The organism is Nocardia sp. NPDC059180 (assembly GCF_042754945.1).
GTDB lineage: Bacteria > Actinomycetota > Actinomycetes > Mycobacteriales > Mycobacteriaceae > Nocardia.
The window spans coordinates 198,384-224,483 of record NZ_JBHZBU010000011.1; the positions used below are offsets into that span (position 1 = coordinate 198,384).

Below are 26,100 nucleotides of genomic sequence, written 5' to 3' on the forward strand. Positions count from 1 at the left end.
CGCGCCCATTAGGCTGGCCGTCGAGTTCACATTGTTCCGCTGAGCGAGGGGTAGTGGTGTCCGACCCGACCGACGACAAGAATCCGGTGCACAAATCCGCCGACGCCCGCAAGACGGACGGACCGGCCGCACCGCCCACCTCTGCCGCCGACGGGACAAGCCCCACCTCGCCGACCGCTTCGGACGCCGACGCCGACGCCCCCACCAAGGCTTTCGCCCAGGTCTCCGCTGCCGATGCGGCGAACTCCGGCTCCTCGACGACCCAGGTCGCCGAAAATCCAGCCCCCGCCGACGAGTCCGGCGACCCCGATGCGGAAACGGCCGAGATCTCCCGCGACCGAGTCGCGGAACGCGCCACACAAAAGTCCGCCCGCGCCGACTCCGCAGGCGCCGGTTCCGCCGGAACCGCGACCAACCCCTCCGAGTCCGGCAGCGACGCATCCGGCACCGAAACCGAGCAGACCCCGCGCAGCGGAAACGACGCCACCACCGAACCGGAGAACTCGGCCGACACCGCCGCTCCCAGCGGCACCGCGGACTCCGTCAAGAGCCCCACCGCGACTTCACCTTCCGAAGCTGAAGCGAATTCGCCGGCGCAACAGTCGAATTCGAGCGCCACCGACGACGCCGAGAACGAGGCGGTCCCCGCGCCGAGCAAGTCGACGGAGCCCCGCGCTGCCGGGGTTCCCGCTGCTGGCTCGGGCTCGCAGGGCGCCGCCGAGGCAGACGAAGCGACGCCGGACAGCAATGCGGCCGGCGGCGCCGAACAGTCGCGTGCAGGCGACGCCGACGCGGCAACGGTCGCCATGCGGCGCGTCGACCTCGCAGGCGCAGCCACAGCCGACTCCGGTGGGCGCGCCACGAACGCCGCCGCCGGGCCGAAGGACGCCGCAATCGCCGCAACAGCGGGCGCAGCAGCAGCGAAGGCCGCAGGGGCAGGTGATGCGGTCGCCGGTCAGCAGGACGACGCGCAGGCCGCAGCCACATCCGATGCCGCCGAAGCTGCGGCAGCGTCGAAGGGCGGTTCCGCCGCGGGTTCGAACACCGCTACGAGCGCCGTTGCCGCGGGCGCAGCGGGTGCCGTGGCTGCGAGCGCCGCCGGTGCGGCAGCAGCCAAGGCGACCGGAGCGGGCGACAAGGTTGCTGGGAAGCCGGGTAACGCCACGCACACGGGCAAGGGTCAGGCCGGCGAAGTCGAGCGTGCGGATGACGCGCAGAACGCCGCCGAAGGCGCACCGGAGGCCGGGACGCTCGCCGACGGCGGCGAGCCTGTCACCGCCGAGGACGACGCAACCACCACGTCCCCCGACGGCGTCGAGCCCGCCGCCGCAGCAGGCACCGACGCCCCCGCGGACCCCGCAGGCGACGCCAAGACGGTGAAGATGCGTGCCGTGCCGAATCCGGCCGACGCCCAGACCGTCGCGATTCCGGTGCAGCGGCCGGGCGGGACCGATCGGGTGGCGGGCGCGGGTGCGCGGCAGCCACTCAGTAAGCCGCCGAGCACGCCACGGCCGGCCGCCGGGCCGAAGCAGGCGGGCGCGCATGGGCCATCGGGTCCAGAGCACGGCGCCATGCCGCCCCAGGGCAAGCCGCCGCGGCCGCAGCCCGGCGCGCCTCGGCAAAGCGGACCGCAGCAAGGCGGGCCGCAGCAAGGCGGGCCGCAGCAAGGCAACCTCCAGCAGGGCGGCAAGCCGAGCGCCGCCCAACAGAAGGGTGGCGGCCTACATCCGGGTTCCGCTTCTCCGCAGGGCGGTTCGCCACAAGGCGGGGCGCCGCAGTCGGCCGCCGGTAACGGCCCCGCCGGGACACCGCGCCCCGCCAGCGCGCCCTCACCCGCGGATATGCAGCCGACGACACCCGCCCAGTCGCTGGCTGGCCCCCGCCCCCCGCAGCCGCGCGCGGTGGCTCAGCCGCAGCGCGTGCAGCCTGTACAGGCGGCCGAGCCCGAGCCGCAGGCAGGCGGCGGCCGTTCGAATCGGTGGTTGCTCACCGTCGGCGCGGCGGTGGTGCTGATCGTCGGGCTCATCGCGGTGGTGCTGGTCGCGGTGGTCGGTTCGGGCGACGATTCCCCCGAGGCGCAGATCCGCAATGCCATCGGCGGCTACACCGGGGCATTGAAGGATGGCGATCTGGAGACCCTTCGATCCACCACCTGCGGCTCGCTACACGAGTTCTACCAGGGCATTCCCGAGGATCAGTTCGCCGGTGTGCACCAGCAGTCGGTCGACCAAGGCAGCATTCCGGTGATCGAGAACATCCAGGCCATCCGTATTACCGACGACACCGCCATCGCCCAGGCCACCGTCTTCACCAAGGCGGATCCGGCACGGACCGCCCGGACCTTCGATCTGCAACACACCCCGGACGGCTGGAAGGTCTGTGACCCACCGGACAGCGCGCCGTAACGATGCGGCACCGATAACGCGCTAGCCGGTATCGAAGGTCACAGTTACCCCTTCCTAGCTGGTCGCTGGTCCGAATCGCCAGTAGCATGGCCCGGATCATGGGCAGGGAACAATCGATGGCGCGGCCGGACGACAAGGTGGTGCGGACGGCAACGCTCGCGGGGCGGCGGTTCCGGATTCGGGATCACTACGAGGTGGGCCGGGAGAAGATCCGCGAGTTCGCGCGAGCGGTGCAGAACGATCACGGTGCGCATCAGCATGAGGTCGATGCCCGCAAGCTGGGTTATGACGGTGTCGTCGCCCCGCCGACCTTCGCCTCGGTGATCGGTATGGCCGCGACCAACGTGCTGTTGGACTCGGTGCTCACCGAATACGACCTGTCCCAGATCCTGCAGACCGATCAGGTATTCCAGGTGTATCGACCGATGGTGGCCGGTGACCGGATCACCACCGAGGTCGAGGTCGAGTCGATCCGCCAGTTCAACGACAACGACTTCATCCACGTGAAGTTCCTGCTGACGAACCAGAACGACGAGATCTCCCAGGTCGGCACGACCACGATCGTCGCGCGGCGCGGGGTGGAGGTGGCCCCCGACATCACCGAAGCGGTCGAGAACATCATGATGCAAGGCCGCACCGAGGCCGAACACGCCGCGCTCGGCGACCTGGACGCGCTCGTCGAACTCGACGCCGACGCCATCGAGACCGCACCGACGCCGGCACCGGCTCCCGTGCACACCGCCCGCGAGTTCGACAAGCTGTCGGTGGGTGAGGAGATCGCGCTGGGCACGGTCTCGTTGACCCGCGGCGATCTAGCGAACTATGCGGGTGTCTCCGGCGACTCGAACCCCATTCATTTCAGCGAGCACGCCGCCAAGCTGGCGGGCCTGCCGACGACGGTGGCGCACGGCCTGCTCACGATGGGCCTGGCCGGCGGCAAGCTGACCGCGTGGCTGGGTGATCCCACCGCGATCGAATCGTTGAGCGTGCGGTTCGCCGGTTTCGTGCCGGTGGCCGCCGATGCCCGCAGCGTCGTCGAGTTCTCCGGCAAGATCAAGAAACTCGATCCCGAGCGGCGCACCGCGACCATCGTGCTGTCCGGGAAATCCCAGGGTCGCAAGCTGTTCGGGCGAGCACTCGCCGAGGTCCGGCTCGGCTGAACCCTGGTCTACTCCAGCGTCGCGTGCATCAAGTAGACGTTGTAGTCGCTCCAGGTGGTGATGTTGAAGTACAGGTCCGATCCCGATGACCACGGATGGATGAATCCGCCGTACAACTCCGGGTAGTCACGCACGGTCACGGTCGGGGTGCCGTCGGACCATACACCCTGCGGTGAATCAGCCTCGCGCACAACGATCGCGGCCTTGGTCGTGTCCAGATAACTCATCTGCCAGACCTCGCGTTCGGCGTCGTAGCGCACCGAGAGTTCACCGGCGGGCCCGTTGACGACAGGGGTCGCCGCGGCGGCACCGCCCACCGGCGTCCAGGAACCCTCGCGCCAGTACTGATAGGCGGTGGTGTTGAGGATCTGATCCTTGGGCACCCGTGCCAGTCCGACAGCGCCTAGGCGGGTATTCGGTGTGCCGAACATGTACACGTGCTCGCCGTGCGGAACCATCGCGCTCACTTGGAAATTCGCCAGCCCGAAGATGTTGTCCCAGCGGGCGTGCGGGTCCTTGGTCCAGGTCTGGCCGTGGTCGTCGGAGTAGGCGATGCCACCGTAGTTGGTGAAGAAGGTGCCGGGCAGGCTGTTCCAGGTGCGAATCGACATGTAGCTCAGGTATTGCCGGTCGCCGAGCGCGAAGCCCGAGGTGGGGATGGTGGTCACCTCGACGTTGTCGAGTTTGCGGCTGGAGAGCACTTCGGCGGCGTGGCAGCGACTGTCGGTGACCATCCGGTCGTAGGTCATGCCGTCGTCGAGCGTGCGGTCGGTACTGAAAGCGAGGACATTGCTGCGCCAGTCGCCGCCCATGCCGCCCGGTGGATGAAAGCCGCGGCCGACGGTATCGCCGAAGGCGGTGGCGATTTCGCCGGGCGCCGATTCCCACATGATGCCCAGATCGGTGCCCTGCACCTGCCAGCGCTTATCTGTGCGATTGATCGAACTGGCACCGGTCTGTTTGGCCACCTCGCGTACCGCGACGACCCTGGGTGCGGGCGGAGCCGGTGCCTGCGCGGCGGCCTCGACCGCCGGTTCGACCGCTGGAGGTGGCGGTGGCACCGGTCCCGGATCTGGCCCAGGCCCCGGAACAGCGAAGTGGAACGGCTTGGGGCTCAACAGGATTTCCGGAATACCGAGTTGCTTTGCCAGGCTCGGCGGTTGCGCGCCCTCGTCGGTCAGGTCGGGGCAGGGGTTGGTGCACGGATTCGGCGGCAGCTCCATCTCGACGCGCGTCGGCTTCGGGTCCGGCGGCTGCGGCGGCAACACCGTGATCACCGGATACGGGATCGGGACCTCGAGCGTCTCCGGGACCAGCGGTTCATGGGTGGGCGCCGGATCGCTGCGGCACGGACCGCTACCCGGCACACCCACCGCGATCTGTGGATCCGCGCCAGCCGTCACCGGTTCCGCGCACACCACCGCGCCCGCGCCGAAGACCACCGCGCCGAGCGCGGCCATCACCCGCCTCGCCATCGTCAACCCCTCGATCCATGGCTATTCGTGGAAGTTCCGCACCAGCGTGTGACCCTACCGGCCCAGCGCGTACCGGACCGGGCGAACTCGCGCGGCATCGCAGCGGTGGTGGCCGAACCCTTTCCGGCGGATAATCGGCGCAGAGTCAGAGCAAGCCCGCAGCACGTCAGCGTTCTCAGGATCCACATCATGAAGATTCCGCTCATCCCCCGCCGGGCGCTCCCCGGTGCGGCGGCCGCCTGCCTGTCCGGCATCGCCATCGCACTCGCGCCCTTGGCCATCGCCGCGCCCCAGCTCACCGCCGACCACAGCACCACCGATTGGCAGACCTCACCGAATCAGCTCGACGAACCGCATCAGCGCCCGACCGGCTCGGCCACGCCGAAGGAGTCGCCGTTCTACCTGACCTGCGGCGAAGCTCGCCGCGATGGTGACGCGCCGATCCTGCGCGGCCAGCGCGGTTACTCGATGCGCCTGGACCCAGACGGCAACGGCCGCGCCTGCGAACCCGGCGAGCTGTAAGAACTACCGTGCCGCTTGGAAGACCAGCACAGTCCCGCCGATCCGGATGGCATCACCATCGGCCAGGAGCGCGCCGGTCTCGATCGCCTGCTCGTTGACGAAGACGCCGTTTGCCGAATGCAGATCCTTGACCAGCAGTCCGGCGCGGCTCGGCATGATGTGCGCGTGATAGCGGCTGGCCTTGGGATCGTCGATCACCAGGTCGTTGTCGGTCATCCGGCCGATGCGCAATCCCGCCTGCGCGACGAGCACCGCGCGCCCGTCCGGCATCAGAATCTGCCCGCTGCGTACCGCGCTCGGCACCTCGGTGACGGTCTCGGTCATCGCCGCGGCCATGCGTTCGGCCCGTTTGAATTCGACGGTGTTGAGCGGTTCCTGGCGCAGTACCCGCTGCTCCAGTTCGATCAGCGCCGCGCCCGGGTCGATGCCGAGCTCATCCGCGAGCACCGTGCGTACCCGGCGGCACGCGTCCAGAGCGTCGGCTTGACGGCCGGACAGATAGAACGCGGTGATCAGCTGCCCCCACAGCGGTTCCCGCAGCGGATGTTCGGTGGTCATCGACACCAGCTCACCGATCACCGAAGACGCACGCCCGCACGCGATCTCGGCATCGATCCGGGCCGAGGCGGCGAGCAGGCGTTCTTCGTCCATGGCGGTGGCGAAACCATCGGCGAACTGCAACCCCGCCAGATCGGCGAGAGCCCGGCCGTCCCATTCGCGCAACGCGGTACCGAACAGGTGGGCGGCGGTGGCGTGGTCGCCCACCTCGGCAGCGCGATTCCCCGCATCTCGCGCGGCCTCGAAGCGACCGAGATCGCAGGCTTCCTCGGTGATCTCGAGCCGATAGCCGGAGGATTCGGTGCGCAGCACGACCGCTGGATCGATACCCGAATTACGCAGCGCCTTACGGATATTCGATACGAATACCTGCAGGCTGGCGGCGTAGGAATCGGGTGGATCCTCGTTCCACACCATGTCGGCCAGCGCGACCGACGACACCGCGCGCCGCCGATTCACCGCCAGCGCCGCAAGCAACGCCCGCGGCTTGGGCCCGCCGACCGCCACCGGCTCACCGCCGACCAGCAGCCGCACGGGCCCGAGCAGGCGCACCTCGAGACTCATGTGCTGTTGCCCCCGCCAGGGTTGTGGGTCAGGCGCTGATCGACCGTCCCGCGGACTTCAGATCATTGCACGCCTCGACGACACGCGCCGCCATGGAGGCTTCGGCCTTCTTCAGGTAGCTGCGCGGGTCGTAGGCCTTCTTGTTGCCGACCTCGCCGTCGATCTTGAGCACACCGTCGTAGTTGGCGAACATATGCGCCGCGACCGGGCGGGTGAACGCGTACTGAGTGTCGGTGTCGACGTTCATCTTCACCACACCGAAGCGCAGCGAATCGTCGATCTCGGACTTCAGCGAGCCCGAACCGCCATGGAAAACGAAGTCGAAGGGCTGCGCGTCAGCGCCGAGGCCGAGCTTGGCCGCGGCCACCCGCTGACCCTCGGCGAGGACCTCCGGACGCAGCACCACGTTGCCCGGCTTGTACACACCGTGCACATTGCCGAAGGTGGCGGCGAGCAGGTACTTGCCGTTCTCGCCCGCACCCAGCGCGTCGATGGTCTTCTGGAAGTCCTCCGGCGAGGTGTAGAGCTTCTCGTCGATGGCGGCCTCGACACCGTCTTCTTCACCGCCGACGACGCCGATCTCGACCTCGAGGATGATGTTGGCGGCCTTGGTGGCCTTCAACAGGTCCTTGGCGATCTCGAGGTTCTCATCGATCGGGATGGCCGAGCCGTCCCACATATGCGACTGGAACAGCGGGTTGAGGCCCGCGTTCACGCGCTCCTGGGAGATGGCGATCAGCGGCCGGACGAAGCCGTCGAGCTTGTCCTTGGGGCAGTGGTCGGTGTGCAGCGCGATGGTGATGTCGTACTTGGCCGCCACCACGTGCGCGAACTCGGCCAGCGCGACGGCACCGGTCACCATGTCCTTCACACCCTGGCCGGAACCGAACTCCGCGCCGCCGGTGGAGAACTGGATGATGCCATCGCTGCCCGCATCGGCGAAGCCCTTGATCGCCGCGTTGACCGTCTCCGACGAGGTGCAGTTGATGGCGGGGAAGGCAAAGGAGTTCGCTTTGGCCCGACCGAGCATCTCGGCGTAGACCTCCGGAGTCGCGATGGGCACTGTGAAGACCTCCGTGTCGTTCGGCAAAAGGCAATTGCCAATTCTGTCAGCCCCACCCTAAGCCAGCAGGTTTTCGGCCGACATCAGGGGATCGATGCGCCGCCACGCGGGGATCGGGCGGTAGATCGGATCGCCTTCGCCAGGATGCACCGGGCACTGGCGATGTGACCGCCGTCGCACAGCCGTGACGGGATCTGCCGCTGGAACCGGTACTGTGGGCCGGGTGATTGCGCTCGCAGCCTCCGACGCGGTGACAAGCAACCTTGCCCTGACTCAGTTGCTTGATCCGATGTACCTGCTCACCGATACGTGGCTGCAGCACGCCGTCCTCCCGGCCATCCTGGTCATCGTCTTCATCGAGACCGGTCTGCTGTTCCCGCTCCTGCCCGGCGACTCGCTGCTGTTCACCGGTGGCCTGCTGGCCGCGCAGGAGAACCCGCCGGCGGGCTTGTCGATCTGGGTGCTGGTGCCCGCCGTCACGCTTGTCGCGTTCGCGGGCGACCAATGTGCGTATTGGATAGGCAGAAAGATCGGCCCTGCGCTCTTCCAGAAGGAAGACAGCCGCTTCTTCAAGAAGCACTACATCACCGAGACGCACGCCTTCTTCGAAAAGCACGGCCCGAAGACGATCATCCTGGCCCGCTTCGTGCCGATCGTGCGCACCTTCATGCCGGTGCTGGCGGGTGTGTCCACGATGGACTACCGCAAGTTCGTCTCCTTCGACATCATCGGCGCGATCCTGTGGGGCGGCGGCGTCACGATCCTCGGCTATTTCCTCGGCAATGTCGCCTTCATCCGCGACCACGTCGAGGCGATCTTCCTGCTCATCGTGTTCGTGTCGATCCTGCCGGGGATCATGGCCGTCGCGAAGAAGCTGCGTGGCCGCGGCGCCAAGGCCGAGCAGACCGACCCCGCCCGTGATGTCGAGCTGACCGCCTCGACGAACGAGACCGCGCGCTGATCCCCGTGTCCCCAGCGTCCACCACCCTCGCACTGGGCAGCTTCGAACCGATGATCTCGGCGGGACCCGCACTCGTCTGGACGATCGTGCTGACGTTCGTCTTCCTGGAATGCGCCTTCATCATCGGCCTGTTCCTGCCCGGCGACTCGATGCTGATCACCGCCGGTGTGGTGATGGCCTCGCACGCCTCCGGCGAGGCACAGGTCTGGGGCCTGTCGCTCGGCACGATGGTCGCGGCCATCGCAGGCAACCAGGTCGGCTACGTCGTCGGCAGTCGCACCGGGCACCATTTGGTCGCCCGCAAGAACGGCCGCTACATCAACACCCGCAACCTCGCACGCGTCACGGAGATGCTGCACCGGCACGGCTTCGTCGCGGTACTCGTCGCCCGCTGGATCCCGTGGGTCCGCACCCTGTGCCCGATGGTGGCCGGCGCGGCAGGCATGGACCACCGCAAATACACCATCGCCAGCACCATCGGCGCCATCCTGTGGGCCCCGGTGCTGCTGCTCATCGGCTACTACGCGGGCGGCTTCATCCAGCGAGTGCCGTGGCTGATGCCCGCGGTCGTGGTGGTGCTCGTTGTCGGCTTGATCGTCGGCACCGTGCTCGGCGTCCGGCAGTATCGCCAGGAGATGGCGCAGCCCGCGGAGGATTTCGATCTGGATTCGGCGGGCGTCACCGAGCACTGAGGCGCGAAGCAGCGCCCGCGTGCCGACGGGTCATCGGTAATCCCGAACGGCGACCTACTTCGCCCTGCTGCTGGTCAGGGTGGCGAGATCGATCACAACCCCGCCGCGCTCACCATATGCGCGGCCTCCATCAGCATCCACCCCGACAACTGCACCGACAGATCGCGTTCGGGCACCGTCGATGACGTCACCGAACCGCCGGAAGTGAAGTGCCCGGCCCCCGAGCTGCCGCCGGGTAGCTGTGCCTGTTTGCTCCAGTCGTGGCCGAACAGCGGCTCGCCCTCCACCTCGAGTCGATTCGCCCACGCCGCCTTCGCCGAGGACAGCACGATCGAGGCCGCGCGGCGGCGGTCGGCTTCCTGCTCGGCGTCATCGCCGGGGAGCATCAGTGCCACCACCGCGAGGTAGCGGATCAGGATGCCGTTGAACAGGCCGCCGTCGCCGCCGCCACCACCTTGTACGACGCCGCGCGTTGTCATCCGGTCCTCGACCGCGGCGAGCAGACGATGGACGCGCTCGAGGTGTTTCGCTTCGCCGGTGTGCACGGCGAGCTCGGTCTCCAGACCGAGCACCACGCCTTGGCAATAGGTGAACACCGGACGCTCGATCTCGCCGGAAGGCAGATGGATGCCGTCGAGGATCAGTCCGGTCTCCGGGTCGCGCAGGGTGGCGTCGAGCCAGTCGGCCATCTCGCCCGCGCGCTCATGGCGGCCGAGCCGCAGCAATGCGATCGCCGCCGGACCGTTCGCAGGCGCATTGAAATAGTCCGCGCCCACTCGCCAGGGAATGCCGCCGCCGGTATCGGGGTCCCAGGATTCGTAGAGTTCCTTCTCCAGCGCGAGCAGCGCGCCCGGCGCCTCCTCGGTGTCCTGGGTTCGTTGCGCGCGCTCCAAAGCGATGGCCAGCCAAGCCATATCGTCGTAGTAGCGGTTGGTCCAGCCGGTGATGTTGCGCAGGCGGTGCGAACGGGCGAGCGCGCTGATCCGTTTGCGGCGGGCCGGGGTCGGCACCCGGGTGGCCGCGTCGACGGCACAGTCGATCAGATGCGCCTGCCACCAGTAATGCCATGACAGGAACAGGCGCTCACGCCGGGCGGCGGGCCAGCCGACCACGCCGAGTGTGGTGCCGGGCAGACCCCACAGTGCACGCAGATGCCGGGAGATGATCGCCGATTCCGCCATATCGGCACGTTCGGACCACAGCGCAGGCGTCGGCTCGCTGAATTCCCCCTGACGCTGTGCGTCCCTCCGCGTGGTCATAGCTCCAATGGTGCCAGGTCGGCACCGGGTTTCGCCGCCTAATTGTTACCAGGCTGTGGTCAGATCGGCATGTTGACCGATCCAGGCGTGCATGGCGATGCCTGCGGCCACACCGGCATTGATGCTGCGGGTGGATCCGAACTGGGCGATGGACACCGTCAGCGCCGCGGCTTCGCGAGCATGTTCGGTGACGCCGGGTCCCTCCTGACCGAACAGCAGCAGGCAGCGGCGCGGGAGTCGAGCGGTTTCCAGCGGCACCGAACCGGGGACATTGTCGACCGCGACCACGGTCAGCTCCTCCCGGCGCGCGAACTCCATCAGGGCGGCGATATCGGTGTGGTGCTCGATGTGCTGATAGCGGTCGGTGACCATGGCGCCGCGACGATTCCAGCGCCGTCTGCCGACGATATGCACCGCCGCCGCCGCGAACGCATTGGCGGTGCGGACCACGGTGCCGATATTCGCGTCGTGCCCGAAGTTCTCGATCGCGACATGGAACGGATGCCTGCGCCGATCGATATCGGCGACGATCGCCTCACGGGTCCAATAACGGTAGGCGTCCACCACATTGCGGCGATCGCCCTCGGCGAGCAGCACCGGATCGAGCCGTGGATCGTCCGGTGGCTGCCCGCCGAATTCGTCTACCCACGGGCCGACACCGTGCGGATGCTCGCCCCATTCGGTGGGGCCGGGTGGATGCTCCGGCACGTCCGGCGCGAGGTCGTTCACGCCGAGAATGCTAATTCCCGAGGTGGCGGCGCCGGAGTCCGGCAGGTATGAACTGCTAGGAGACGCCGATGGCGATGACGACGATGATGATGTACAGGATGAAGAAGACGATCGAGACGATCAGCAGAATCGACGAGATCATCCCGCAGATGTAGCCCGCCTTGACGTTCCCCCGACCCCCGATCATCCCCCCGGAAGCGTCGATTTCGGCCAGCGCCTTCTTGCCCATCGTCCAGGCGAACGGGCCGAGAATGCCACACATGACCAGGCTGAGGATGCCGAGAATCAGGATCGTAGTGGCCTGGGGGTGATCCTGGGGCGGACCGTATCCGTAGGCCTGCTGTGGGTAACCAGGAGCCGCACCGTATGGCTGTGCGCCGTATGGCTGCGCAGGGTACGGCTGCGCGGGATATGGCTGCGCAGCGTACGGGTCCGAGCCGTGGCTCTTGTACGGATCGGAGCCGGGCGGCTGCTGCGGTGGGTATGTCATGCGGGTGATGTTAACGGTGGGCGGGCACCATGGTGGGGCGAGCTACACCATCGACCCGGTGGTCAGCGCCCTCGATCGGGCCACTCACCTCGACGAACATGGAGCTCATGACCGATTCTTCCGTCACAGCGACGTTGGTACTCGATGCACCGGCCGGAAAACCCGAGTCGAAGGGCCCGCAGGTGCTGCGGACCATCCTGCGCGCACCCTTCACGGCGCGGACGTGGAAAGAGCTCGGCTATCTGATCGTTTCGTTCATCCTCGCCACGCTCGGCGTCGGCTACATCTACCTGGCCGGCGGCGGCGGTGTGCTGGTCTCGCTGACAATCATCGGTATCCCCGTCCTGGCCCTGGTGATCCTCGGTGGACGTCTGTGGGGGCATGTGTATCGGGCGCTGGTGCGGGATCTGCTCGGGACCCCGCTGGACGCACCACCACCGTTCGCACCGCAATCCGGGCTGTTCGGCTTCCTGAAGTCTGCGTTCACCGATATGCCGAGCTGGCGGGCGCTGGCCTTCGTGCTGGTGCAGGGCATCGTCGGCATGGTCGGTGGGTACTTCGTGCTGGTGGCGACCGCGATAGTGGTGTTCGTCGCGATCTCGCCGATCCCGTGGGTACTGTTCGATCCGGTCAATATCGACTCCAACGGGGTGGAGCGGCATTCGCTCGCCCAGTTCGGCGACTTCTACATCGACACCTGGCCACGGGTGCTCGGCTTCGCGGCGCTCGGCGTCATCGGTTGCTTCGCGCTGCCCTGGCTGAACCGGGTGGTGTGCCTGGTGCACCGGCAGCTGGCGATCTGGCTGCTGGCACCGACCGCGCGCGACCGTCGCATGGCCGACCTCCAAGAGAGCAGGCGCGTCGCGGTCGAGGATTCCGCCGCCACGCTGCGCACCCTGGAACGCGATCTGCACGACGGCACGCAGGCGCGGCTGGTCACCATCGCGATGGCGCTGGGGCGCGCCGAGGAGCGTCTCGAACACGGCGGTGACGCGCGCGACCTGATCGCCGACGCTCATGCCGGCACCAAGGAGGCGCTGGCCGAACTGCGCGAGCTGGTCCGTGGAATCCATCCGCCTGCACTGGAATTGGGCCTGGAACCGGCGCTGGAGACGCTCGCCGCGCGCTGCTCGGTGCCGGTGGAGCTGCGGGTGCATCTGCCCGCGCGGCCGAATCCGGCCATCGAGGCGATCGCCTACTTCTCCGTCGCCGAACTGCTGACGAATGTGGTGAAACACGCGGGTGCGAGCCATGCGCAGGTGTCGGTGCTGCCGTCCGGTAATGATTCCCTTGTGGTTTCCGTACGCGACAACGGCCGTGGTGGTGTCCTGCAACCGATGGCGGGTGAACCGGTGGCCGGCAGCGGTCTGGCCGGGCTGGCAGCGCGGGCGGCGAGCGTGGACGGCAGCCTCACCGTGGACAGTCCCGTCGGCGGGCCGACGGTCGTCACCATCACCCTCCCGACGGCGGGTCCGCGATGAACAACGGCGCAGGCCAACCGGATTCGCTACGCGTGGTGATCGCGGAGGACAGCGCCATCCTCCGCGACGGCCTGGCAGGGCTGCTCACCGAACGCGGGCACCAGGTGGTGGCGATGGTCGGTGACGCGACAAACCTGTCCGAGGTGGTCGCCGAGCACGCACCCGACGTCGCGGTGGTCGATGTACGGATGCCGCCGACCTACACCGACGAGGGCCTGCTCGCCGCCATCGAACTGCGCCGCAAATTCCCGCTCACCGGCGTGCTCGTCTTCTCACAATGGGTGGAAACCCGCTACGCCACCGAACTGCTCGCCGCCGGCGCGAACGGCGTCGGCTACCTGCTCAAGGATCGGGTCGCCGACGTCCGCGAGTTCATGGAAGCCCTTGACCGAGTCGCCACCGGCGGCACCGCCCTCGACCCCGAGGTGGTGAGCCAATTGATGGGCGCCTCCCGCCAGCAGCAAGCTCTCGACCGGTTGACGCCACGGGAACGCGAAGTCCTCGAGCTCATGGCCCAGGGACTCACCAACGGCGCCATCGCCCGCTCATTGACTGTCACCGAACGGGCGGTGGAGAAGCACATCGGCAACATCTTCACCAAGCTCGATCTGCCGCCGTCGGAGACTCATCACCGCAGGGTGATGGCGGTGCTGCGGTTGCGGGGATAGGCGAGTTGCGACAGGGATGCCTGCTCATGAGCACTTCCCGAGCCGCCCTCAGATCAGTCGATAGGCGAGCTTGGCGAACTGTCCCATCCGCTCGACGCCGACCAGCTGCATCCGATCCGAGAGGATCCGGCGCGGCAGCAGCGGGGCACCGCCACCGAGTGTCACCGGGGTGATGCCGACGATCACCTCGTCGAGTAGGCCCGCGTCGGCGAATTGCCCGGCCAATTCGCCGCCGCCGAGCACCCAGATATCGCGGTCGCCCGCCGCCTCGGCCATCTGCGTATGCACCGCGCTGACATCGCCCGCGACGAACCGGAGGTTCGCTCCGGGGGTCGCGGGCAGGTCGCGGTGGGTGAATACCCAGCACGGGCGGTCACCGTAGTTCTCCGGCCAGTACTCCGGCGGATTGTTGGCTGCCATCCATTCGTAGGTCGTTGCGCCCATACACATGGCTCCGACGCCGAGCAGGAACTCGTCCACATCGCTGGTCGCGGTATCGGCGTCGGCCACGGCCATCAGCCAATCCAAGGAGTTGCTCGGGTCGGCGATGTAGCCGTCGAGGCTGGTGGCGGTGTAGTAGCGGGTCGTCATGGACGTCGATCCTGACACCGAAACCTGACATCTTCGGTCAGCATTTATTGGCGAGCCGGTGAAGCCGCAAGACATGTCGCCATCTTGTACAATTTTAGTGGTGAAATACTTCATTCATGTACAGGAGGCGCGCGATGTCGCTGACTCACATCGAGATCGACGATGAGGTCCTAGAGCAAGCCAAACGCCTCGGAGGGCATCGGACCAAGACCGCAGCTGTGGCCGCTGCCCTGACCGAGTACAACGAGCGGCTCTCGCGCGCCGAGGCCTACGACCACTACTTCGAACTCGCCCGCGAGTGGGATATCGAAGGCGCCGAAGCGGCACATCGAGCAGAGAAGGAGCCTCGCACTCGGTGATCGGATACTTGCTCGATTCGTCCGCCCTGTGGCGCATACTCCGCGATAAGTCCCTCCATGATCGTTGGCGCACGCCGACGACATCCGGCGAGATCCGCTCCTGCTATCCGCAGCGGGCCGAGTTCCTGCGTTCGGCGCGCAATTTGAAGGAGTACTCCGCGTTCTGCGGAATGTACGACGGCCTCTATCGCGATGTGGCGGTGCCGAAATCCGCAGGCACGTGGATTGCGGGTCTGCAGTACCGCGCTGCCGAGATGGGCAGCCACAGCTGCCTTTCCGCCATCGACCTGCAGATCTGCGCGACCGCCGCGTACCACGGTCTGGTCGTCGTGCACGACGACAGCGATTTCGTGACAGCGGGTCGCCTTGCCACCGAGCTCCGCCAGTTGAACGTCCACGAAGGCCCGCTCGATCTCTGATCGTCATTTCCGGAAACTATGAACTTCCGGCAGATTGAGCTGCGACGAGCGTCGTCGCAACAGCGACGGCCCGGGTGTCCCAGTAGAACGGCCGGATCTCGGCGATCCGAGCGTTCTCCAGACGCAAGGTTTGCAGGATCGGGAAGTCCAGTTCACGTCCGGTGGCGCGGGCCCGGGCGTGGATCCGGGTGTGGACTACGGCGGTGGTGCCGGTGGCGAGGAACTGCTGGTCGAGGAGGTCGAAGACTTCCCAGACCGCGCTCATGGCGGTGAAGAAGCGTTCGAGGCCGGTGTGGCCGCGCCAGATGCCGCCGTATGGGAGGGCATCGGCCTGGTAGAGGACGACGTCTGGGGAAAAGTAGGGAGCGAGGGTGGCGAAGGAGGCCCGGCCGGGGCCGCCTGCGGCCAGGTAGCGGGCCTCGGCGGCGTACATGCCGGTGAGGACGTCGAGCGTGGACTGGTCGGACATGAGACCAGCATTTCGCTGGGAGTCGAGCGGTGCTGGCGGTAATCGGACGGCGCGTCTACGACGAAGAGCCGCCTCACGCCGGTGGTTACCAGGCATATCCTGGAGCTACGGGGTGATGAGCATGGACCACGTGCGAGTGCTACGGGTGGTGCTCGGGGTGACGGCCGGGTACCTGATCCTGCTTGCGCTGTGGCTGGGGTGGGTGGTGAACCATACGCCGGACGGGACGGTGCCGTTCCAGATCATGGCGCTGGTGGGGATGTTCGGGTCGTGCATCGGGATCGGGCTGATGTGGACCGGGCGGCCGTCGAAGGCGGATCGGCAGCTGGCGAGGCATGGGATCGAGGGGTGGGCGCGGGTGGAGCATGTGCGGCCGCTGGCGCGGACGGATCATCACAGTGAGATGACCGAGCTGGATCTGGAATTCACTGTGCCGGGGTCCGAAAGTTACCGGGGGACGGTGGTTTACGACGTGACGCCCGCCGACAAGGAGCGCTTGGCGATCGGGGAAACGGTCTCGATCCGCGTTGATCCGGAGAACCGGGACCGGGTCATGTTCTGCCTGTGAACGTTCAGTCGCGGTCCGCGTGTGCCTTCGGGTCGGCGAGCAAGTACTGCGCCGCACCGTAGGTCGCCAGAATGACGCCTTCGGTCACCCGCCGCGACCGCTCACTGCGCGCGAACAACCGCCGCAGCACGATCAATCCATCGGACACCGTGAACAGCAGCGCGCCCAAGCCGAGCCTGCTGCGCGGATCATCGTTCGGGATATTCAGTCCCGCAACGTTTTCGGCACCGGGTGCGAGCCCAGGATCCGATGCCAGCACCGCCGCAGTGCCCAGCGTCGCACCATAGGCCGTCAACGGCGCCGCGATGGCGGGAGCCTTGGCACGCATCAACGCACCCGCACCCAGCCACGCCACCACGCGCGGCACGGCGATCGCAGGCTGCGGCCGCGCACCATGGCGCCACCACAGCGTCGCGTACCCGGCCTGCATCACCGCGAACGACGACGCACCCGCGATCAGCCTGCGGTCGTCATCCGGGTCGATGAGCAGCACGTCACCGACGGTCGCGGCACCGAGCGCGCCGAGCAGCACGGTCCGGTCTGTCGGGTCCAGTTCGGCGTCGCTGCGCGCGACATCCGCCGCGAGCAGCGGCATCATCAACGGCTTGGCGACCCACTGGAGCTTGTGGCGACCGGTGAGCGCACCGAACACGGTGACGGCGGTGGCGGCGAGATACCCGGCGCGAAAAACCCGCATCGGTCAGAAGCTCGGCTCGGCAGGCTTGGGCGGCAGGGTGACGACCTGACCGGCATAGCTGAGCCCGGCACCGAAACCGAGCAGCAGCGCCAGCTGACCGCCCTTGGCTTTGCCGGTGACCAGCATTTCCTCCATGGCCAGCGGAATCGAGGCGGCCGAGGTGTTGCCGGTGTTCTCGATGTCGTTGGCCATCGGGATGTCCTCGGCCAGGCCGAGGTTCTTCTTCATCAACTCGTTGATGCGGGCATTGGCCTGATGCGGCACGAACACCTCGATGTCCTCCTTGGCGACCCCGGAGGCATTCAGTGCGTCCGACAGCGCGCGCGGCAACGTCACCGCGGCCCAGCGGAAAACCTTGGGACCCTCCATACGCAGCGCCATCCGCTTCAGCGGCTCGCCGTCGTAGCCTTCCGCCTGGATCGCGTCGGCCCTGTTCATGTATTCGAGGAAGTCGACGTCCTGGGCGATGGCCTCGGCGTTCTCGCCGTCACTGCCCCACACCGTCGGGGAGATACCGTTCTCCTCGCTCGGGCCGACGACGACGGCGCCCGCACCGTCACCGAAGATCATCGCGGTTCCGCGGTCGGTCGGGTCGAGACCGACGGTCATCGTCTCGGCGCCGATGACCAGCACGTATTCGGCCGAACCCGACCGAATCAGGTCGGCGGCGACACCGAGGCCGTATCCGAAGCCACCGCAGCCGGAGGTCAGGTCGAAGGCGGGGATGCCGTTGATGCCCAGGTCAGAGGCAATGGTCGGCGCACCGTGCGGGGTGAGCTTGAGCCAGCTGGAGGTACACAGGATGAGCGCGCCGATCTTGGACCGGTCGATGCCGGTGTTGTTCAGTGCGCGGTCACCGGCGGCCGCGGCCATCGAACGCAGCGTCTCGTCGCCACTGATCCAGCGACGGTTGCGCACACCGGTGCGCTCGTAGATCCACTGGTCGGTGGAGTCGAGAACCTCGCACACCTCGTCATTGCTGACCACGCGCTGCGGCCGGTAGGCACCGATACCGAGCATCGCGACATTGTCGCGGCCCTTCTTGACTGCAATGCTCACCACGGCGACTCACACGACCCTTCAACTACCGAATTAATCAGCACCAGGCTAGCCGAGGGCAACTACTCAGCCCAGAGCCAGATCCTTCAGTCCGAGAATCGAGCGATACTCGAGACCCTCGGCGGCAATGACCTGATCGGCGCCGGTCTCCCGGTCCACCACGGTCGCCACTCCGACGACGGTCGCGCCGGCTTCACGCAGCGCGCGCACGGCGGTGAGGGGCGAGTTGCCGGTGGTAGTGGTGTCCTCGACGACGAGCACTCGCTTGCCGACGATGTCGGGGCCTTCGATCTGTCGCTGCATACCGTGCGTCTTGGCGGCCTTGCGCACCACGAACGCGTCGATCGGGCGGCCGGGTGCGTGCATGACGGCCAGCGCCACCGGATCGGCGCCCATGGTGAGCCCGCCGACGGCGTCGAAGTCCCAGTCGGCTACCAGCTCGCGAAGCAGTGTGCCGATCAGCGGCCCGGCCTGATGGTGCAGGGTCGCGCGGCGCAGGTCGACGTAGTAGTCGGCCTCTTTACCCGAGGACAGCGTCACCTTGCCGTGCACAACGGCGAGTTCGCGCACCAGCGCCGCCAAACTGTCCCGGTCGGTTGTTGCCTGGTCGATCATGTGAGTCCTTCCGCGTGTGTTCAACGAGTCGCGTCACAGCGGTTTCGGCGAAGTCCGCCCGCCAGTACCTGCGGGTCAAGGGTACGGCGTGCGCTGCGGGCACCGAGCAGAGCGGGTTACTTCGGCACCGGACCCTGGTATGGACGGAATCCGGGGTGGAACGGGCCGCCGGGTAGCTGCGGCATGTCATCGTCGGCGGCGGGGGCGAGGTAGTCGGCCGGACGGCCGGCGCGATCGGCGGATTCGGGGCGATCGGCGCCGGACCAGCGGTCTTCGCGCGCGGCAGGGCGGGCGTCGGGGACGACGGCCAGACTCGGCCGGCGCGAGGGCGACGGGTCCGCCGGGGCTTCGTCGGTGCGGCCCGCCTGGTCACGATCCGAGGGGATGGCTGCGTCACCGGAAAGGTCGTCGTCCGCGTCGGCACGGACGGCGGGCCGGGCACCGATCACGCCGCGCTCGTCATGGTCCGGCTCGTCGTAATCGGAGTCGTCGTAGTCGTCATCGTCGTAGCCGTCATCGTCGTAGTCGGTGTCGAGGTCGTCGTACTCGACTTCCTCGGCCTCGGCTTCTTCCTCGCGGAACCGCGGCGGGGCGACCCGTGTGGCCGGGCGCTCATCGACTTCCTCGACCTCGGCGGCCCGGGTACGGGCACGACCGTGCACGCGTGCGCCGTCGTTGTCGAGCCCGCGCGGTTCGGCGACCGGCGGCAGCACATGCAGCAGACCGGACAAACGCAGCACGGCGTCGATCGCGGCTTCCCATTCCTTGGCGGGAGTGCCCACCGACAGCATGCCGAGGGTCCAGTTGCCCTCGCTCCACAACATCTGCACCGTCTCGGGCAGCGTCTCGATGAAGGCGACCATCCGCTGATCGACGGCGTGCCTGGCGATTTCGGGATTGGTCGCGAAGACCACGCGGTCGCCGATGGCGCCGAGCAGTTCCAGATCGTGGTCCTTGGGCGGGGACGCGGTCTTCAGGCGCATATCGACGTCGATATCGGAGCCGATCTGCCTGCGCACGGCGACCAGCGTCGCGGAATCCTCGAGGTCGAAGAGCACGAACTTCTCGCCCTTGCGGATTCCCGAGACCACGTCGACCGCGGACAGGTAGCCCAGCTTGGCCAGCGCGCCGCGCCGCCACGTCGAGGGCAGTGCCGGTTCCACCGACACATACGTATAGCCCTGGGCCTTGGCCCAGACCTGGCGTGCGTGACCGGTCCGCTGTCGCTGGAGCCGATCGAAATACAGCAGTACGACCGCACCCACGAGTGCGATCGCCGCCAACCCGAACCACATAGCCGTCATCGTCTTCTAGCCTATCGAGCCGACCGGGCGTTTGCCCGGCACCACCCGCGCGCGCCGCAGCGTTTGTGGTGGATCACGAAATTCTCCTCATCGCCCGCCGCCCGGAAGTGCCGTGCTGATGATGATTTTCGCGTGAATCGAACCGTCGGGCGCCTTGTCCCCCTGGACGACCACGAGTTCGCCGGTGGGCAGATCCGCCGCGGACCCACCCGACATCGAGATCACCTGGGTGTTCGCGTCGGTGGTGACGGTAACGCTCGACCCACCGACCGAACTGACGGTGAGCGTGCCCGCGTTGTTGGCGGTGATGGTGCCCATGGTGGCACCGATGCCGTCGATGCCCTCGATACCGGGCAGGCTGGGGATGACCAGCGGCGGAGCACTCGGGCCCGGGGTCGCGTTCGGGGTGCGGCCTGCGGTCGGCACCGATGACGTGGCGGTATCGCTCGCCGATGGCGTCGAATCGCCGCCGCCGAACAGCAGGCCGGCAACCGCACCCGCCACCGCGATCAACAAGACCACGGCCAAGCCGAGCCCGACCCACAGGCCGGTATTGCGTTTGGGTGGACGCGGCGGTTCGCCCGACGGCGGCATCGCACCGAAACCGCCCGCCGCGGCCGGATCAGGGGTGGGCTGAGTCGGCGGCTGCCACTGTTGCCCCTCGTAACCGCCCCATTGGCTCTCGTAGGTTGGCATCTCGCGGGTCGGGTTCGACGGCGGCTTCCACGACTCGTACTGATCGGAGCCCGGGTACTCCGTGGGCCCGTAGGCCTCGGTGTATTCGGTGGTGTGCAGCGGCTCGGTTCCGGATCCAGCCGGCGGACCCAGGTGTTCGGTCGGCGAATCGTCCGGCCGCTGCCCCCACGGATCGTTCGGGTTGGTCATGCACCCCAGGGTAAGCGCGAGCAAGTCGCGTGTCTTCGGCGCAAGCACCGGCCGTCACGCAACCGCTCGGTCCGGCCCGGGACGGGCGACCTCGAGGAGCCCGGTTCGCGGCCGGCTCGCGTTTCCGTGGCCGCTGCGCACGCCGAAGGCAAGCAGCGGACGCGGAAACGCGAGCCACCAAGGGCCGCGAACACGCCGCGACGAAGGAGCGGCTAATCAGACACCGTCAGCGCGTCACCGTCCGGGCTGAGGTTGACCTTCACCGTGTCGCCGTCGGTGATCTCGCCGGCGAGCAATTCCTTGGCGAGGGTGTCGCCGATGGACTGCTGGATCAGCCTGCGCAGCGGCCGCGCACCGTAGACCGGGTCATAGCCGCGCACCGCCAGCCAGAACCGCGCCGAATCGCTGACGTCCAGCTTCAGCCTGCGCTGCGACAGCCGCTTCTGCAGCTGGTCGAGCTGGATGTCGACGATGGACTCCAGCTGCTCCTCATCGAGCGGGTGGAACATCACGACGTCGTCGAGCCGGTTGAGGAACTCCGGTTTGAACGCCGCGCGCACAGCATTCATCACGAAGTCCTTGTCGCCACCCGCACCCAGGTTGGAGGTGAGGATGAGGATGGTGTTGCGGAAGTCGACCGTGCGTCCCTGCCCATCGGTGAGCCGTCCCTCGTCGAGCACGGCGAGCAGGATGTCGAACACATCCGGATGCGCCTTCTCGATCTCGTCGAACAGCACCACGGTGTAGGGCCTGCGCCGCACCGCCTCGGTGAGCTGTCCGCCCTGGTCGTAGCCGACGTATCCGGGCGGGGCGCCGACCAGCCGCGCGACGGCGTGCTTCTCGCTGTACTCGCTCATGTCGATGCGGACCATGGCGCGCTCGTCGTCGAACAGGAAGTCGGCCAGCGCCTTGGCCAGCTCGGTCTTGCCGACGCCGGTAGGACCGACGAACAGGAACGAGCCGGTCGGCCGGTTCGGATCGGCGACGCCCGCGCGGGCCCGGCGCACCGCGTCCGATACCGCCTGCACGGCCTCGGACTGCCCGACCACGCGCCTGCCGAGTTCGGACTCCATCCGCAGCAGCTTCTGGGTCTCGCCCTCGAGCATGCGGCCCACCGGAATGCCGGTCCATGCCGACACCACTTCGGCGATATCGTCCGGGCCGACCTCTTCCTTCAGCATGACCTCGCCGTCACCGGCGGTCGCGGACGCCTTCTCGGCCTCGGCGAGCTGCTTTTCCAGCGCGGGAATCTTGCCGTAGCGCAGCTCGGCCGCCTTGCCCAGATCGCCGTCGCGTTCGGCCCGGTCGGAGGCGCCGCGCAACGATTCCAGTTCCTCTTTGAGGACCCGGACCTGGTCGATCGCGTTCTTCTCGTTCTGCCAGCGGGTGGTGAGCTGGTTGAGTTTTTCCCTGTCATCGGCCAGTTCGGAGCGCAGCTTCTCCAGCCGCTGTTTGGACGCCTCGTCGGTCTCCTTGGCGAGGGCGACCTCTTCGATTTCGAGCCGCCGCACCGCGCGTTCGACTTCGTCGATCTCCACCGGGCGGGAGTCGATCTCCATGCGCAGTCGCGAGGCCGATTCGTCGACCAGGTCGATCGCTTTGTCCGGCAGGAACCGGGAGGTGATGTAGCGGTCGGACAGCGTGGCCGCCGCGACCAACGCGGAGTCGGTGATGCGCACACCGTGGTGCACCTCGTAGCGCTCCTTGATGCCGCGCAGGATGCCGACCGTGTCCTCCACCGAGGGCTCGCCGACCAGCACCTGCTGGAAGCGGCGCTCGAGCGCCGCGTCCTTTTCGATGTGCTTGCGGTACTCCTCCAGTGTGGTGGCACCGACCAAGCGCAGTTCGCCGCGGGCCAGCATCGGCTTGATCATGTTGCCCGCGTCCATCGCGGATTCGCCGGTGGCGCCCGCGCCGACGATGGTGTGCAGCTCGTCGATGAAGGTGATGATCTGGCCCGCGCTGTTCTTGATGTCCTCGAGCACGGCCTTGAGCCGCTCTTCGAACTCACCGCGGTACTTCGCGCCCGCGACCATCGCACCGAGATCGAGCGAGACCACGGACTTACCGCGCAGCGATTCGGGGACGTCACCGGCGATGATGCGCTGGGCCAGCCCCTCGACGATGGCGGTCTTACCGACGCCGGGCTCACCGATGAGCACCGGGTTGTTCTTGGTGCGCCGCGACAGCACTTGGACCACACGGCGGATCTCGGTATCGCGCCCGATCACCGGGTCGAGCTTGCCCGCGCGGGCGGCGTCGGTGAGGTCGGTGGAGTACTTCTCCAGCGCTTGGTAGCTGCCCTCCGGATCAGGGCTGGTGACCCTGGCGCTGCCACGCACGGTGGTGAACGCCTCGCGCAGCGCGTCGGCGGTGGCACCGTACTTGGTGAGCAGCATGGTGATGTCGGTGTCGCCCTCGGCCAGGCCGACCATGACGTGCTCGGTCGAGACGTATTCGTCGCCCATCTCGGTGGCGAGTCTTTGAGCAGCGGTGATCGCGGCCAGCGCTTCGCGGCCGAGCTGGGGTGTGGTGGTCGCGCCGCTCGCCCGCGGCAACCGGTCGACGATGTCTTGCGCCTCGCGTCGTACGGCTGCCGGATCCGTACCGACGGCCTTCAGCAAGGGGGCGGCGATGCCGTCGGTTTGATTCAGCAACGCCACCAGCAAGTGCGCCGGACGGATCTCCGGATTGCCCGCGGCCGAGGCCGCCTGCAGGGCAGCGGTGAGCGCCGCCTGGGTCTTGGTGGTGGGATTGAACGAGTCCACAAAGCACCTTCCTACTAGTCGATGTCTCCCCGGTGCCGATGCGTGCATGGCCTGCCACCGCAGTCGGCACGGTGTCTTATCGTTCAACGCTCGAAAGGTTGAGTCTGTTCCGCTCAACTTTGGCAATTTTCGTGGCTGATGCGGACTGGACCCGATGCGAACGCTACGCCGTGATCGTGACCCGCAGAACGATGTTGCGCATCCAACATGTGACAAATGCCGGTAACCTGCCCCTACCCACATGACCACGGCGTTTCAGGGATACTGGCCTCGACGGAGGACCGCCGGTTACGGGTAGGTCCCCGGGCAGCTATTCGAGGGAAAGGAAGCCCACGCCGTGGATGCGCGTTCGGCTGCGCTGGTCCGCGCCAACTTCCGTACGGTGATCGACTCACCGCACGGACCCGAGCGGTTGATCAGTGCGTTTTATGGTCATCTGTTCGCCGAGAATCCTCGGCTGCGAGAACTGTTCCCACCCGCCATGGATATGCAGCCGAAACGGCTGGTCACGGCCATCCAGTACATGCTCGATCACCTCGAGGACTGGGACCGGGCGCAGAAGTTCCTCGAACAGCTGGCCCGCGATCACCGCAAGTACGGTGTCGAGGCCTCCCATTACGATCTCGCGGGCCGCGCCCTGTTCGCCGCGGCCCACACCTACAACGGTCCGGCCTGGACCGCCGAGCTGGCCGACGGCTGGCGCGACATCACCCTGCTGATCGCCGCCGCCATGGCCATCGGCGCCAACTCCGACGATTCACCGCCGTACTGGGAGGCCACCGTCGTCGGCCACCGGCACGTGCTGGAGGACCTGGCCATCGTGCGGCTGCAATCCGACAGCCCGATCCCCTATCAGGCCGGCCAGTATGTGCCGATCGCGGTGCCGCAGCGGCCGAAGATGTGGCGCTACCTGTCCCCCGCGATCCCGGCCAATCCGTACGGCGAGATCGAATTCCATGTCCGCAAGGTCCGCGGCGGCTGGGTGAGCCCGGCCATCGTCAACGACACCATCGTCGGCGAGCGCTGGCTGATCGGCGGCCCACTGGGCGGTTTGCATGTCGACCCGGACAGTGGCCGCGATGTGCTGATGATCGGCTCGGGCACCGGTATCGCGCCACTGCGCGCCCAGCTGATCGAGATGGGGCAGCGCGGCATCAACCCGCGGGTGCATTTCTTCATCGGCGGTGTCTATCCGTGCGACCTGTACGACGTGGAGAACATGTGGCAGCTCTCGCAGAGCAACCCGTGGCTGACCATCGTGCCGGTCTGCGAGCAGAAGACGAATCCGTGGTGGTATCCCCATCCGGCGTCGGACGCGCCGTACGGCATGCATCGGCGTCTGGTCGGTAATCTCGGTGCGGTGGTCGCCAGCTTCGGATCGTGGTCGGACCGCCAGATCCAGATCGCCGGTTCGGCGAAAATGATCGCCGACACCCGGCGCGCGCTGCTCGCTGTGGGCACTCCGGAGTCGATCATCAGTTCCGATCCCGTCTGACCGCACGGCCGGACTTCGCCGGCACACGCCCGCACCAGAGCCCCCTGAGAGTAGGTATGGACATCGATCCGAATGCGCCGCGCAACGGCGCGGTACCGGAAGCACCCGTGTGGAAATCGACCGTCGTCGGCCATCATCGGCTGCGCCATGATCTCGCGGTGATCCGGTTGATCGGCGAGTTCGTCCCATTCACCGCCGGGCAGTCGGTCGAGGTGCGGGTGCCGCAATTCCCCGGTCTGCGCCGCAGGCTTTCCCCGGCGCTGCCTCCGTCACTTGACGGCAAGCTCGAGTTCCATGTGCGGACCGTGCCCGGCGGCTGGTGCAGTGGCGGGATCGTGGCCGATACGGCCGCGGGCGACGAGTGGACCCTCGGCGCACCCGCAGGCACGTTCGCGATCGACCCCGCGGGCGATGAGGTCGTGATGATCGCGGGCGGGACCGGTCTGGCGCCGATGCGCGCGCAGATCCTGGAGCTGGCCCGCCGCGAGGTGCAGCCGCCGACCTACCTGTTCATCGGCGCAGCGTCGCCGCGCGAACTGTACGCCGCGGACATGCTGGCCCTGCTGGCCGAGGAATTGCCATGGCTGACCGTGGTTCCGGTGGTGGAGAGCCTGGAGGATCCGGACCGGCCCGACGAATGGTACGAGCGTTCCCGGGTCGATATCGGGTTCGCCGCCGATGAGCTGCTGTACGGAACGCTGGCGGATGTGATCGGCTCGCATGGTGCGTTCGATCGTCATCAGGTGCTGGTCTGCGGGTCGCCTGCGATGACACGCGCGACCGTCGAGCGGCTGCTGGGGACGGGGACTCCCGCCGAGCGAATCCAGTTCGAAGGCGGCTGATT

26 protein-coding genes are annotated in these 26,100 nt (G+C 67.5%); 12 read left to right on the top strand and 14 right to left on the bottom strand.

Going from position 1 to position 26,100, the window contains the following annotated elements; all coding sequences use genetic code 11:
• Positions 1-56: 56 nt before the first annotated feature.
• On the top strand, positions 57-2,405 hold the full coding sequence (locus tag ACFXNW_RS28060; RefSeq protein ID WP_379420795.1) for a hypothetical protein: 2,349 nt from the start codon (positions 57-59) through the stop codon (positions 2,403-2,405).
• A gap of 98 nt (positions 2,406-2,503) precedes the next feature.
• Positions 2,504-3,565 carry a fused (3R)-hydroxyacyl-ACP dehydratase subunits HadA/HadB gene (locus ACFXNW_RS28065; protein WP_379420796.1) on the top strand — a complete coding sequence of 354 codons (1,062 nt, stop codon included), beginning with the start codon at positions 2,504-2,506 and terminating at the stop codon, positions 3,563-3,565.
• A gap of 8 nt (positions 3,566-3,573) precedes the next feature.
• Here ACFXNW_RS28065 and ACFXNW_RS28070 read toward each other — a convergent pair whose 3' ends face one another.
• Positions 3,574-5,040 carry a DUF4185 domain-containing protein gene (locus ACFXNW_RS28070; protein WP_379420797.1) on the bottom strand — a complete coding sequence of 489 codons (1,467 nt, stop codon included), beginning with the start codon at positions 5,038-5,040 and terminating at the stop codon, positions 3,574-3,576.
• A 189-nt stretch (positions 5,041-5,229) separates the two neighbouring features.
• On the opposite strand from ACFXNW_RS28070, the gene ACFXNW_RS28075 reads away from it, so the two are divergent.
• Positions 5,230-5,562: an excalibur calcium-binding domain-containing protein gene (locus tag ACFXNW_RS28075; RefSeq protein WP_379420798.1), complete on the top strand. Its 333-nt coding sequence runs from the start codon at positions 5,230-5,232 to the stop codon at positions 5,560-5,562.
• 3 nt (positions 5,563-5,565) lie between these two features.
• On the opposite strand, the gene ACFXNW_RS28080 is transcribed toward ACFXNW_RS28075, so the two are convergent.
• Positions 5,566-6,684, bottom strand: a complete 1,119-nt coding sequence (locus tag ACFXNW_RS28080; RefSeq protein ID WP_379420799.1) for a BTAD domain-containing putative transcriptional regulator — start codon at positions 6,682-6,684, stop codon at positions 5,566-5,568.
• Positions 6,685-6,712: 28 nt separating this feature from the next.
• Entirely contained in the window at positions 6,713-7,747 is a 1,035-nt protein-coding gene (gene fbaA, locus ACFXNW_RS28085) for a class II fructose-bisphosphate aldolase (protein ID WP_379420800.1), read from the bottom strand.
• 289 nt (positions 7,748-8,036) lie between these two features.
• Here fbaA and ACFXNW_RS28090 point away from each other — a divergent pair, with 289 nt between their 5' ends.
• Positions 8,037-8,708 carry a DedA family protein gene (locus ACFXNW_RS28090; RefSeq protein WP_379420849.1) on the top strand — a complete coding sequence of 224 codons (672 nt, stop codon included), beginning with the start codon at positions 8,037-8,039 and terminating at the stop codon, positions 8,706-8,708.
• Between the two features lie 50 nt (positions 8,709-8,758).
• Entirely contained in the window at positions 8,759-9,400 is a 642-nt protein-coding gene (locus tag ACFXNW_RS28095) for a DedA family protein (RefSeq protein WP_379420850.1), read from the top strand.
• A gap of 92 nt (positions 9,401-9,492) precedes the next feature.
• Here ACFXNW_RS28095 and ACFXNW_RS28100 read toward each other — a convergent pair whose 3' ends face one another.
• The 3 genes from ACFXNW_RS28100 to ACFXNW_RS28110 form a co-directional block, all read right to left on the bottom strand.
• The gene (locus ACFXNW_RS28100) at positions 9,493-10,581 is read right to left on the bottom strand and encodes a glycoside hydrolase family 76 protein (protein ID WP_379420851.1); all 1,089 of its coding nucleotides are present in this window, start codon (positions 10,579-10,581) and stop codon (positions 9,493-9,495) included.
• Positions 10,582-10,704: 123 nt separating this feature from the next.
• Positions 10,705-11,388 (bottom strand): TrmH family RNA methyltransferase, encoded by a 684-nt coding sequence (locus tag ACFXNW_RS28105; RefSeq protein ID WP_379420801.1) that lies wholly within the window; start codon positions 11,386-11,388, stop codon positions 10,705-10,707.
• 55 nt (positions 11,389-11,443) lie between these two features.
• Positions 11,444-11,878 carry a DUF4190 domain-containing protein gene (locus ACFXNW_RS28110; protein WP_379420802.1) on the bottom strand — a complete coding sequence of 145 codons (435 nt, stop codon included), beginning with the start codon at positions 11,876-11,878 and terminating at the stop codon, positions 11,444-11,446.
• A gap of 107 nt (positions 11,879-11,985) precedes the next feature.
• Between ACFXNW_RS28110 and ACFXNW_RS28115 the strand changes: the two genes are divergently transcribed.
• The gene (locus tag ACFXNW_RS28115; protein WP_379420803.1) at positions 11,986-13,359 is read left to right on the top strand and encodes a sensor histidine kinase; all 1,374 of its coding nucleotides are present in this window, start codon (positions 11,986-11,988) and stop codon (positions 13,357-13,359) included.
• A complete protein-coding gene (locus tag ACFXNW_RS28120) occupies positions 13,356-14,027 on the top strand; it encodes a LuxR C-terminal-related transcriptional regulator (RefSeq protein ID WP_379420804.1) in 672 nt (223 codons plus the stop codon). Before ACFXNW_RS28115 ends, ACFXNW_RS28120 begins: the two co-directional genes overlap by 4 nt.
• Positions 14,028-14,075: 48 nt before the next feature.
• Here ACFXNW_RS28120 and ACFXNW_RS28125 read toward each other — a convergent pair whose 3' ends face one another.
• Entirely contained in the window at positions 14,076-14,618 is a 543-nt protein-coding gene (locus ACFXNW_RS28125) for a dihydrofolate reductase family protein (protein ID WP_379420805.1), read from the bottom strand.
• 134 nt (positions 14,619-14,752) lie between these two features.
• On the opposite strand from ACFXNW_RS28125, the gene ACFXNW_RS28130 reads away from it, so the two are divergent.
• A complete protein-coding gene (locus tag ACFXNW_RS28130) occupies positions 14,753-14,977 on the top strand; it encodes a type II toxin-antitoxin system VapB family antitoxin (RefSeq protein ID WP_379420806.1) in 225 nt (74 codons plus the stop codon).
• Positions 14,974-15,396, top strand: a complete 423-nt coding sequence (locus ACFXNW_RS28135; RefSeq protein ID WP_379420807.1) for a PIN domain-containing protein — start codon at positions 14,974-14,976, stop codon at positions 15,394-15,396. Before ACFXNW_RS28130 ends, ACFXNW_RS28135 begins: the two co-directional genes overlap by 4 nt.
• A 16-nt stretch (positions 15,397-15,412) precedes the next feature.
• On the opposite strand, the gene ACFXNW_RS28140 is transcribed toward ACFXNW_RS28135, so the two are convergent.
• Positions 15,413-15,865, bottom strand: a complete 453-nt coding sequence (locus ACFXNW_RS28140) for a nuclear transport factor 2 family protein (protein WP_379420808.1) — start codon at positions 15,863-15,865, stop codon at positions 15,413-15,415.
• Between the two features lie 121 nt (positions 15,866-15,986).
• On the opposite strand from ACFXNW_RS28140, the gene ACFXNW_RS28145 reads away from it, so the two are divergent.
• Entirely contained in the window at positions 15,987-16,433 is a 447-nt protein-coding gene (locus tag ACFXNW_RS28145; RefSeq protein ID WP_379420809.1) for a DUF3592 domain-containing protein, read from the top strand.
• Positions 16,434-16,437: 4 nt separating this feature from the next.
• Here the strand turns inward: ACFXNW_RS28145 and ACFXNW_RS28150 are convergent, their stop codons facing one another.
• The 6 genes from ACFXNW_RS28150 to clpB form a co-directional block, all read right to left on the bottom strand.
• Positions 16,438-17,130 carry a lysoplasmalogenase gene (locus ACFXNW_RS28150; protein WP_379420810.1) on the bottom strand — a complete coding sequence of 231 codons (693 nt, stop codon included), beginning with the start codon at positions 17,128-17,130 and terminating at the stop codon, positions 16,438-16,440.
• Positions 17,131-17,133: 3 nt separating this feature from the next.
• The gene (locus ACFXNW_RS28155) at positions 17,134-18,192 is read right to left on the bottom strand and encodes a beta-ketoacyl-ACP synthase 3 (protein WP_379420811.1); all 1,059 of its coding nucleotides are present in this window, start codon (positions 18,190-18,192) and stop codon (positions 17,134-17,136) included.
• Between the two features lie 63 nt (positions 18,193-18,255).
• Positions 18,256-18,804, bottom strand: a complete 549-nt coding sequence (pyrE, locus tag ACFXNW_RS28160) for an orotate phosphoribosyltransferase (RefSeq protein ID WP_379420812.1) — start codon at positions 18,802-18,804, stop codon at positions 18,256-18,258.
• Positions 18,805-18,920: 116 nt separating this feature from the next.
• The gene (locus ACFXNW_RS28165) at positions 18,921-20,108 is read right to left on the bottom strand and encodes a hypothetical protein (protein WP_379420813.1); all 1,188 of its coding nucleotides are present in this window, start codon (positions 20,106-20,108) and stop codon (positions 18,921-18,923) included.
• Positions 20,109-20,195: 87 nt separating this feature from the next.
• Entirely contained in the window at positions 20,196-20,993 is a 798-nt protein-coding gene (locus tag ACFXNW_RS28170; protein ID WP_379420814.1) for a DUF5666 domain-containing protein, read from the bottom strand.
• A 212-nt stretch (positions 20,994-21,205) separates the two neighbouring features.
• The gene (gene clpB / locus ACFXNW_RS28175; RefSeq protein WP_379420815.1) at positions 21,206-23,761 is read right to left on the bottom strand and encodes an ATP-dependent chaperone ClpB; all 2,556 of its coding nucleotides are present in this window, start codon (positions 23,759-23,761) and stop codon (positions 21,206-21,208) included.
• A gap of 337 nt (positions 23,762-24,098) precedes the next feature.
• On the opposite strand from clpB, the gene ACFXNW_RS28180 reads away from it, so the two are divergent.
• Together ACFXNW_RS28180 and ACFXNW_RS28185 are read left to right on the top strand one after the other, a co-directional pair.
• Positions 24,099-25,256 (top strand): FAD-binding oxidoreductase, encoded by a 1,158-nt coding sequence (locus ACFXNW_RS28180; RefSeq protein WP_379420816.1) that lies wholly within the window; start codon positions 24,099-24,101, stop codon positions 25,254-25,256.
• Between the two features lie 56 nt (positions 25,257-25,312).
• Entirely contained in the window at positions 25,313-26,098 is a 786-nt protein-coding gene (locus ACFXNW_RS28185; protein WP_379420817.1) for an FAD-binding oxidoreductase, read from the top strand.
• The last annotated feature ends 2 nt before the right edge of the window (positions 26,099-26,100 follow it).

Bases quoted from the DNA above. Each gene is read 5' to 3' on its own strand.
- ACFXNW_RS28070 (WP_379420797.1), bottom strand. From the start codon at position 5,040: ATGGCGAGGCGGGTGATGGCCGCGCTCGGCGCGGTGGTCTTCGGCGCG.
- ACFXNW_RS28090 (WP_379420849.1), top strand. From the start codon at position 8,037: ATGTACCTGCTCACCGATACGTGGCTGCAGCACGCCGTCCTCCCGGCC.
- ACFXNW_RS28150 (WP_379420810.1), bottom strand. From the start codon at position 17,130: ATGCGGGTTTTTCGCGCCGGGTATCTCGCCGCCACCGCCGTCACCGTG.
- ACFXNW_RS28100 (WP_379420851.1), bottom strand. From the start codon at position 10,581: ATGGCGGAATCGGCGATCATCTCCCGGCATCTGCGTGCACTGTGGGGT.
- ACFXNW_RS28170 (WP_379420814.1), bottom strand. From the start codon at position 20,993: ATGACCAACCCGAACGATCCGTGGGGGCAGCGGCCGGACGATTCGCCG.
- ACFXNW_RS28125 (WP_379420805.1), bottom strand. From the start codon at position 14,618: ATGACGACCCGCTACTACACCGCCACCAGCCTCGACGGCTACATCGCC.
- ACFXNW_RS28130 (WP_379420806.1), top strand. From the start codon at position 14,753: ATGTCGCTGACTCACATCGAGATCGACGATGAGGTCCTAGAGCAAGCC.
- ACFXNW_RS28165 (WP_379420813.1), bottom strand. From the start codon at position 20,108: ATGACGGCTATGTGGTTCGGGTTGGCGGCGATCGCACTCGTGGGTGCG.
- ACFXNW_RS28145 (WP_379420809.1), top strand. From the start codon at position 15,987: ATGGACCACGTGCGAGTGCTACGGGTGGTGCTCGGGGTGACGGCCGGG.
- ACFXNW_RS28075 (WP_379420798.1), top strand. From the start codon at position 5,230: ATGAAGATTCCGCTCATCCCCCGCCGGGCGCTCCCCGGTGCGGCGGCC.
- ACFXNW_RS28120 (WP_379420804.1), top strand. From the start codon at position 13,356: ATGAACAACGGCGCAGGCCAACCGGATTCGCTACGCGTGGTGATCGCG.
- ACFXNW_RS28110 (WP_379420802.1), bottom strand. From the start codon at position 11,878: ATGACATACCCACCGCAGCAGCCGCCCGGCTCCGATCCGTACAAGAGC.
- ACFXNW_RS28065 (WP_379420796.1), top strand. From the start codon at position 2,504: ATGGGCAGGGAACAATCGATGGCGCGGCCGGACGACAAGGTGGTGCGG.
- ACFXNW_RS28095 (WP_379420850.1), top strand. From the start codon at position 8,759: ATGATCTCGGCGGGACCCGCACTCGTCTGGACGATCGTGCTGACGTTC.
- ACFXNW_RS28080 (WP_379420799.1), bottom strand. From the start codon at position 6,684: ATGAGTCTCGAGGTGCGCCTGCTCGGGCCCGTGCGGCTGCTGGTCGGC.
- ACFXNW_RS28115 (WP_379420803.1), top strand. From the start codon at position 11,986: ATGACCGATTCTTCCGTCACAGCGACGTTGGTACTCGATGCACCGGCC.
- ACFXNW_RS28185 (WP_379420817.1), top strand. From the start codon at position 25,313: ATGGACATCGATCCGAATGCGCCGCGCAACGGCGCGGTACCGGAAGCA.
- ACFXNW_RS28140 (WP_379420808.1), bottom strand. From the start codon at position 15,865: ATGTCCGACCAGTCCACGCTCGACGTCCTCACCGGCATGTACGCCGCC.
- pyrE (WP_379420812.1), bottom strand. From the start codon at position 18,804: ATGATCGACCAGGCAACAACCGACCGGGACAGTTTGGCGGCGCTGGTG.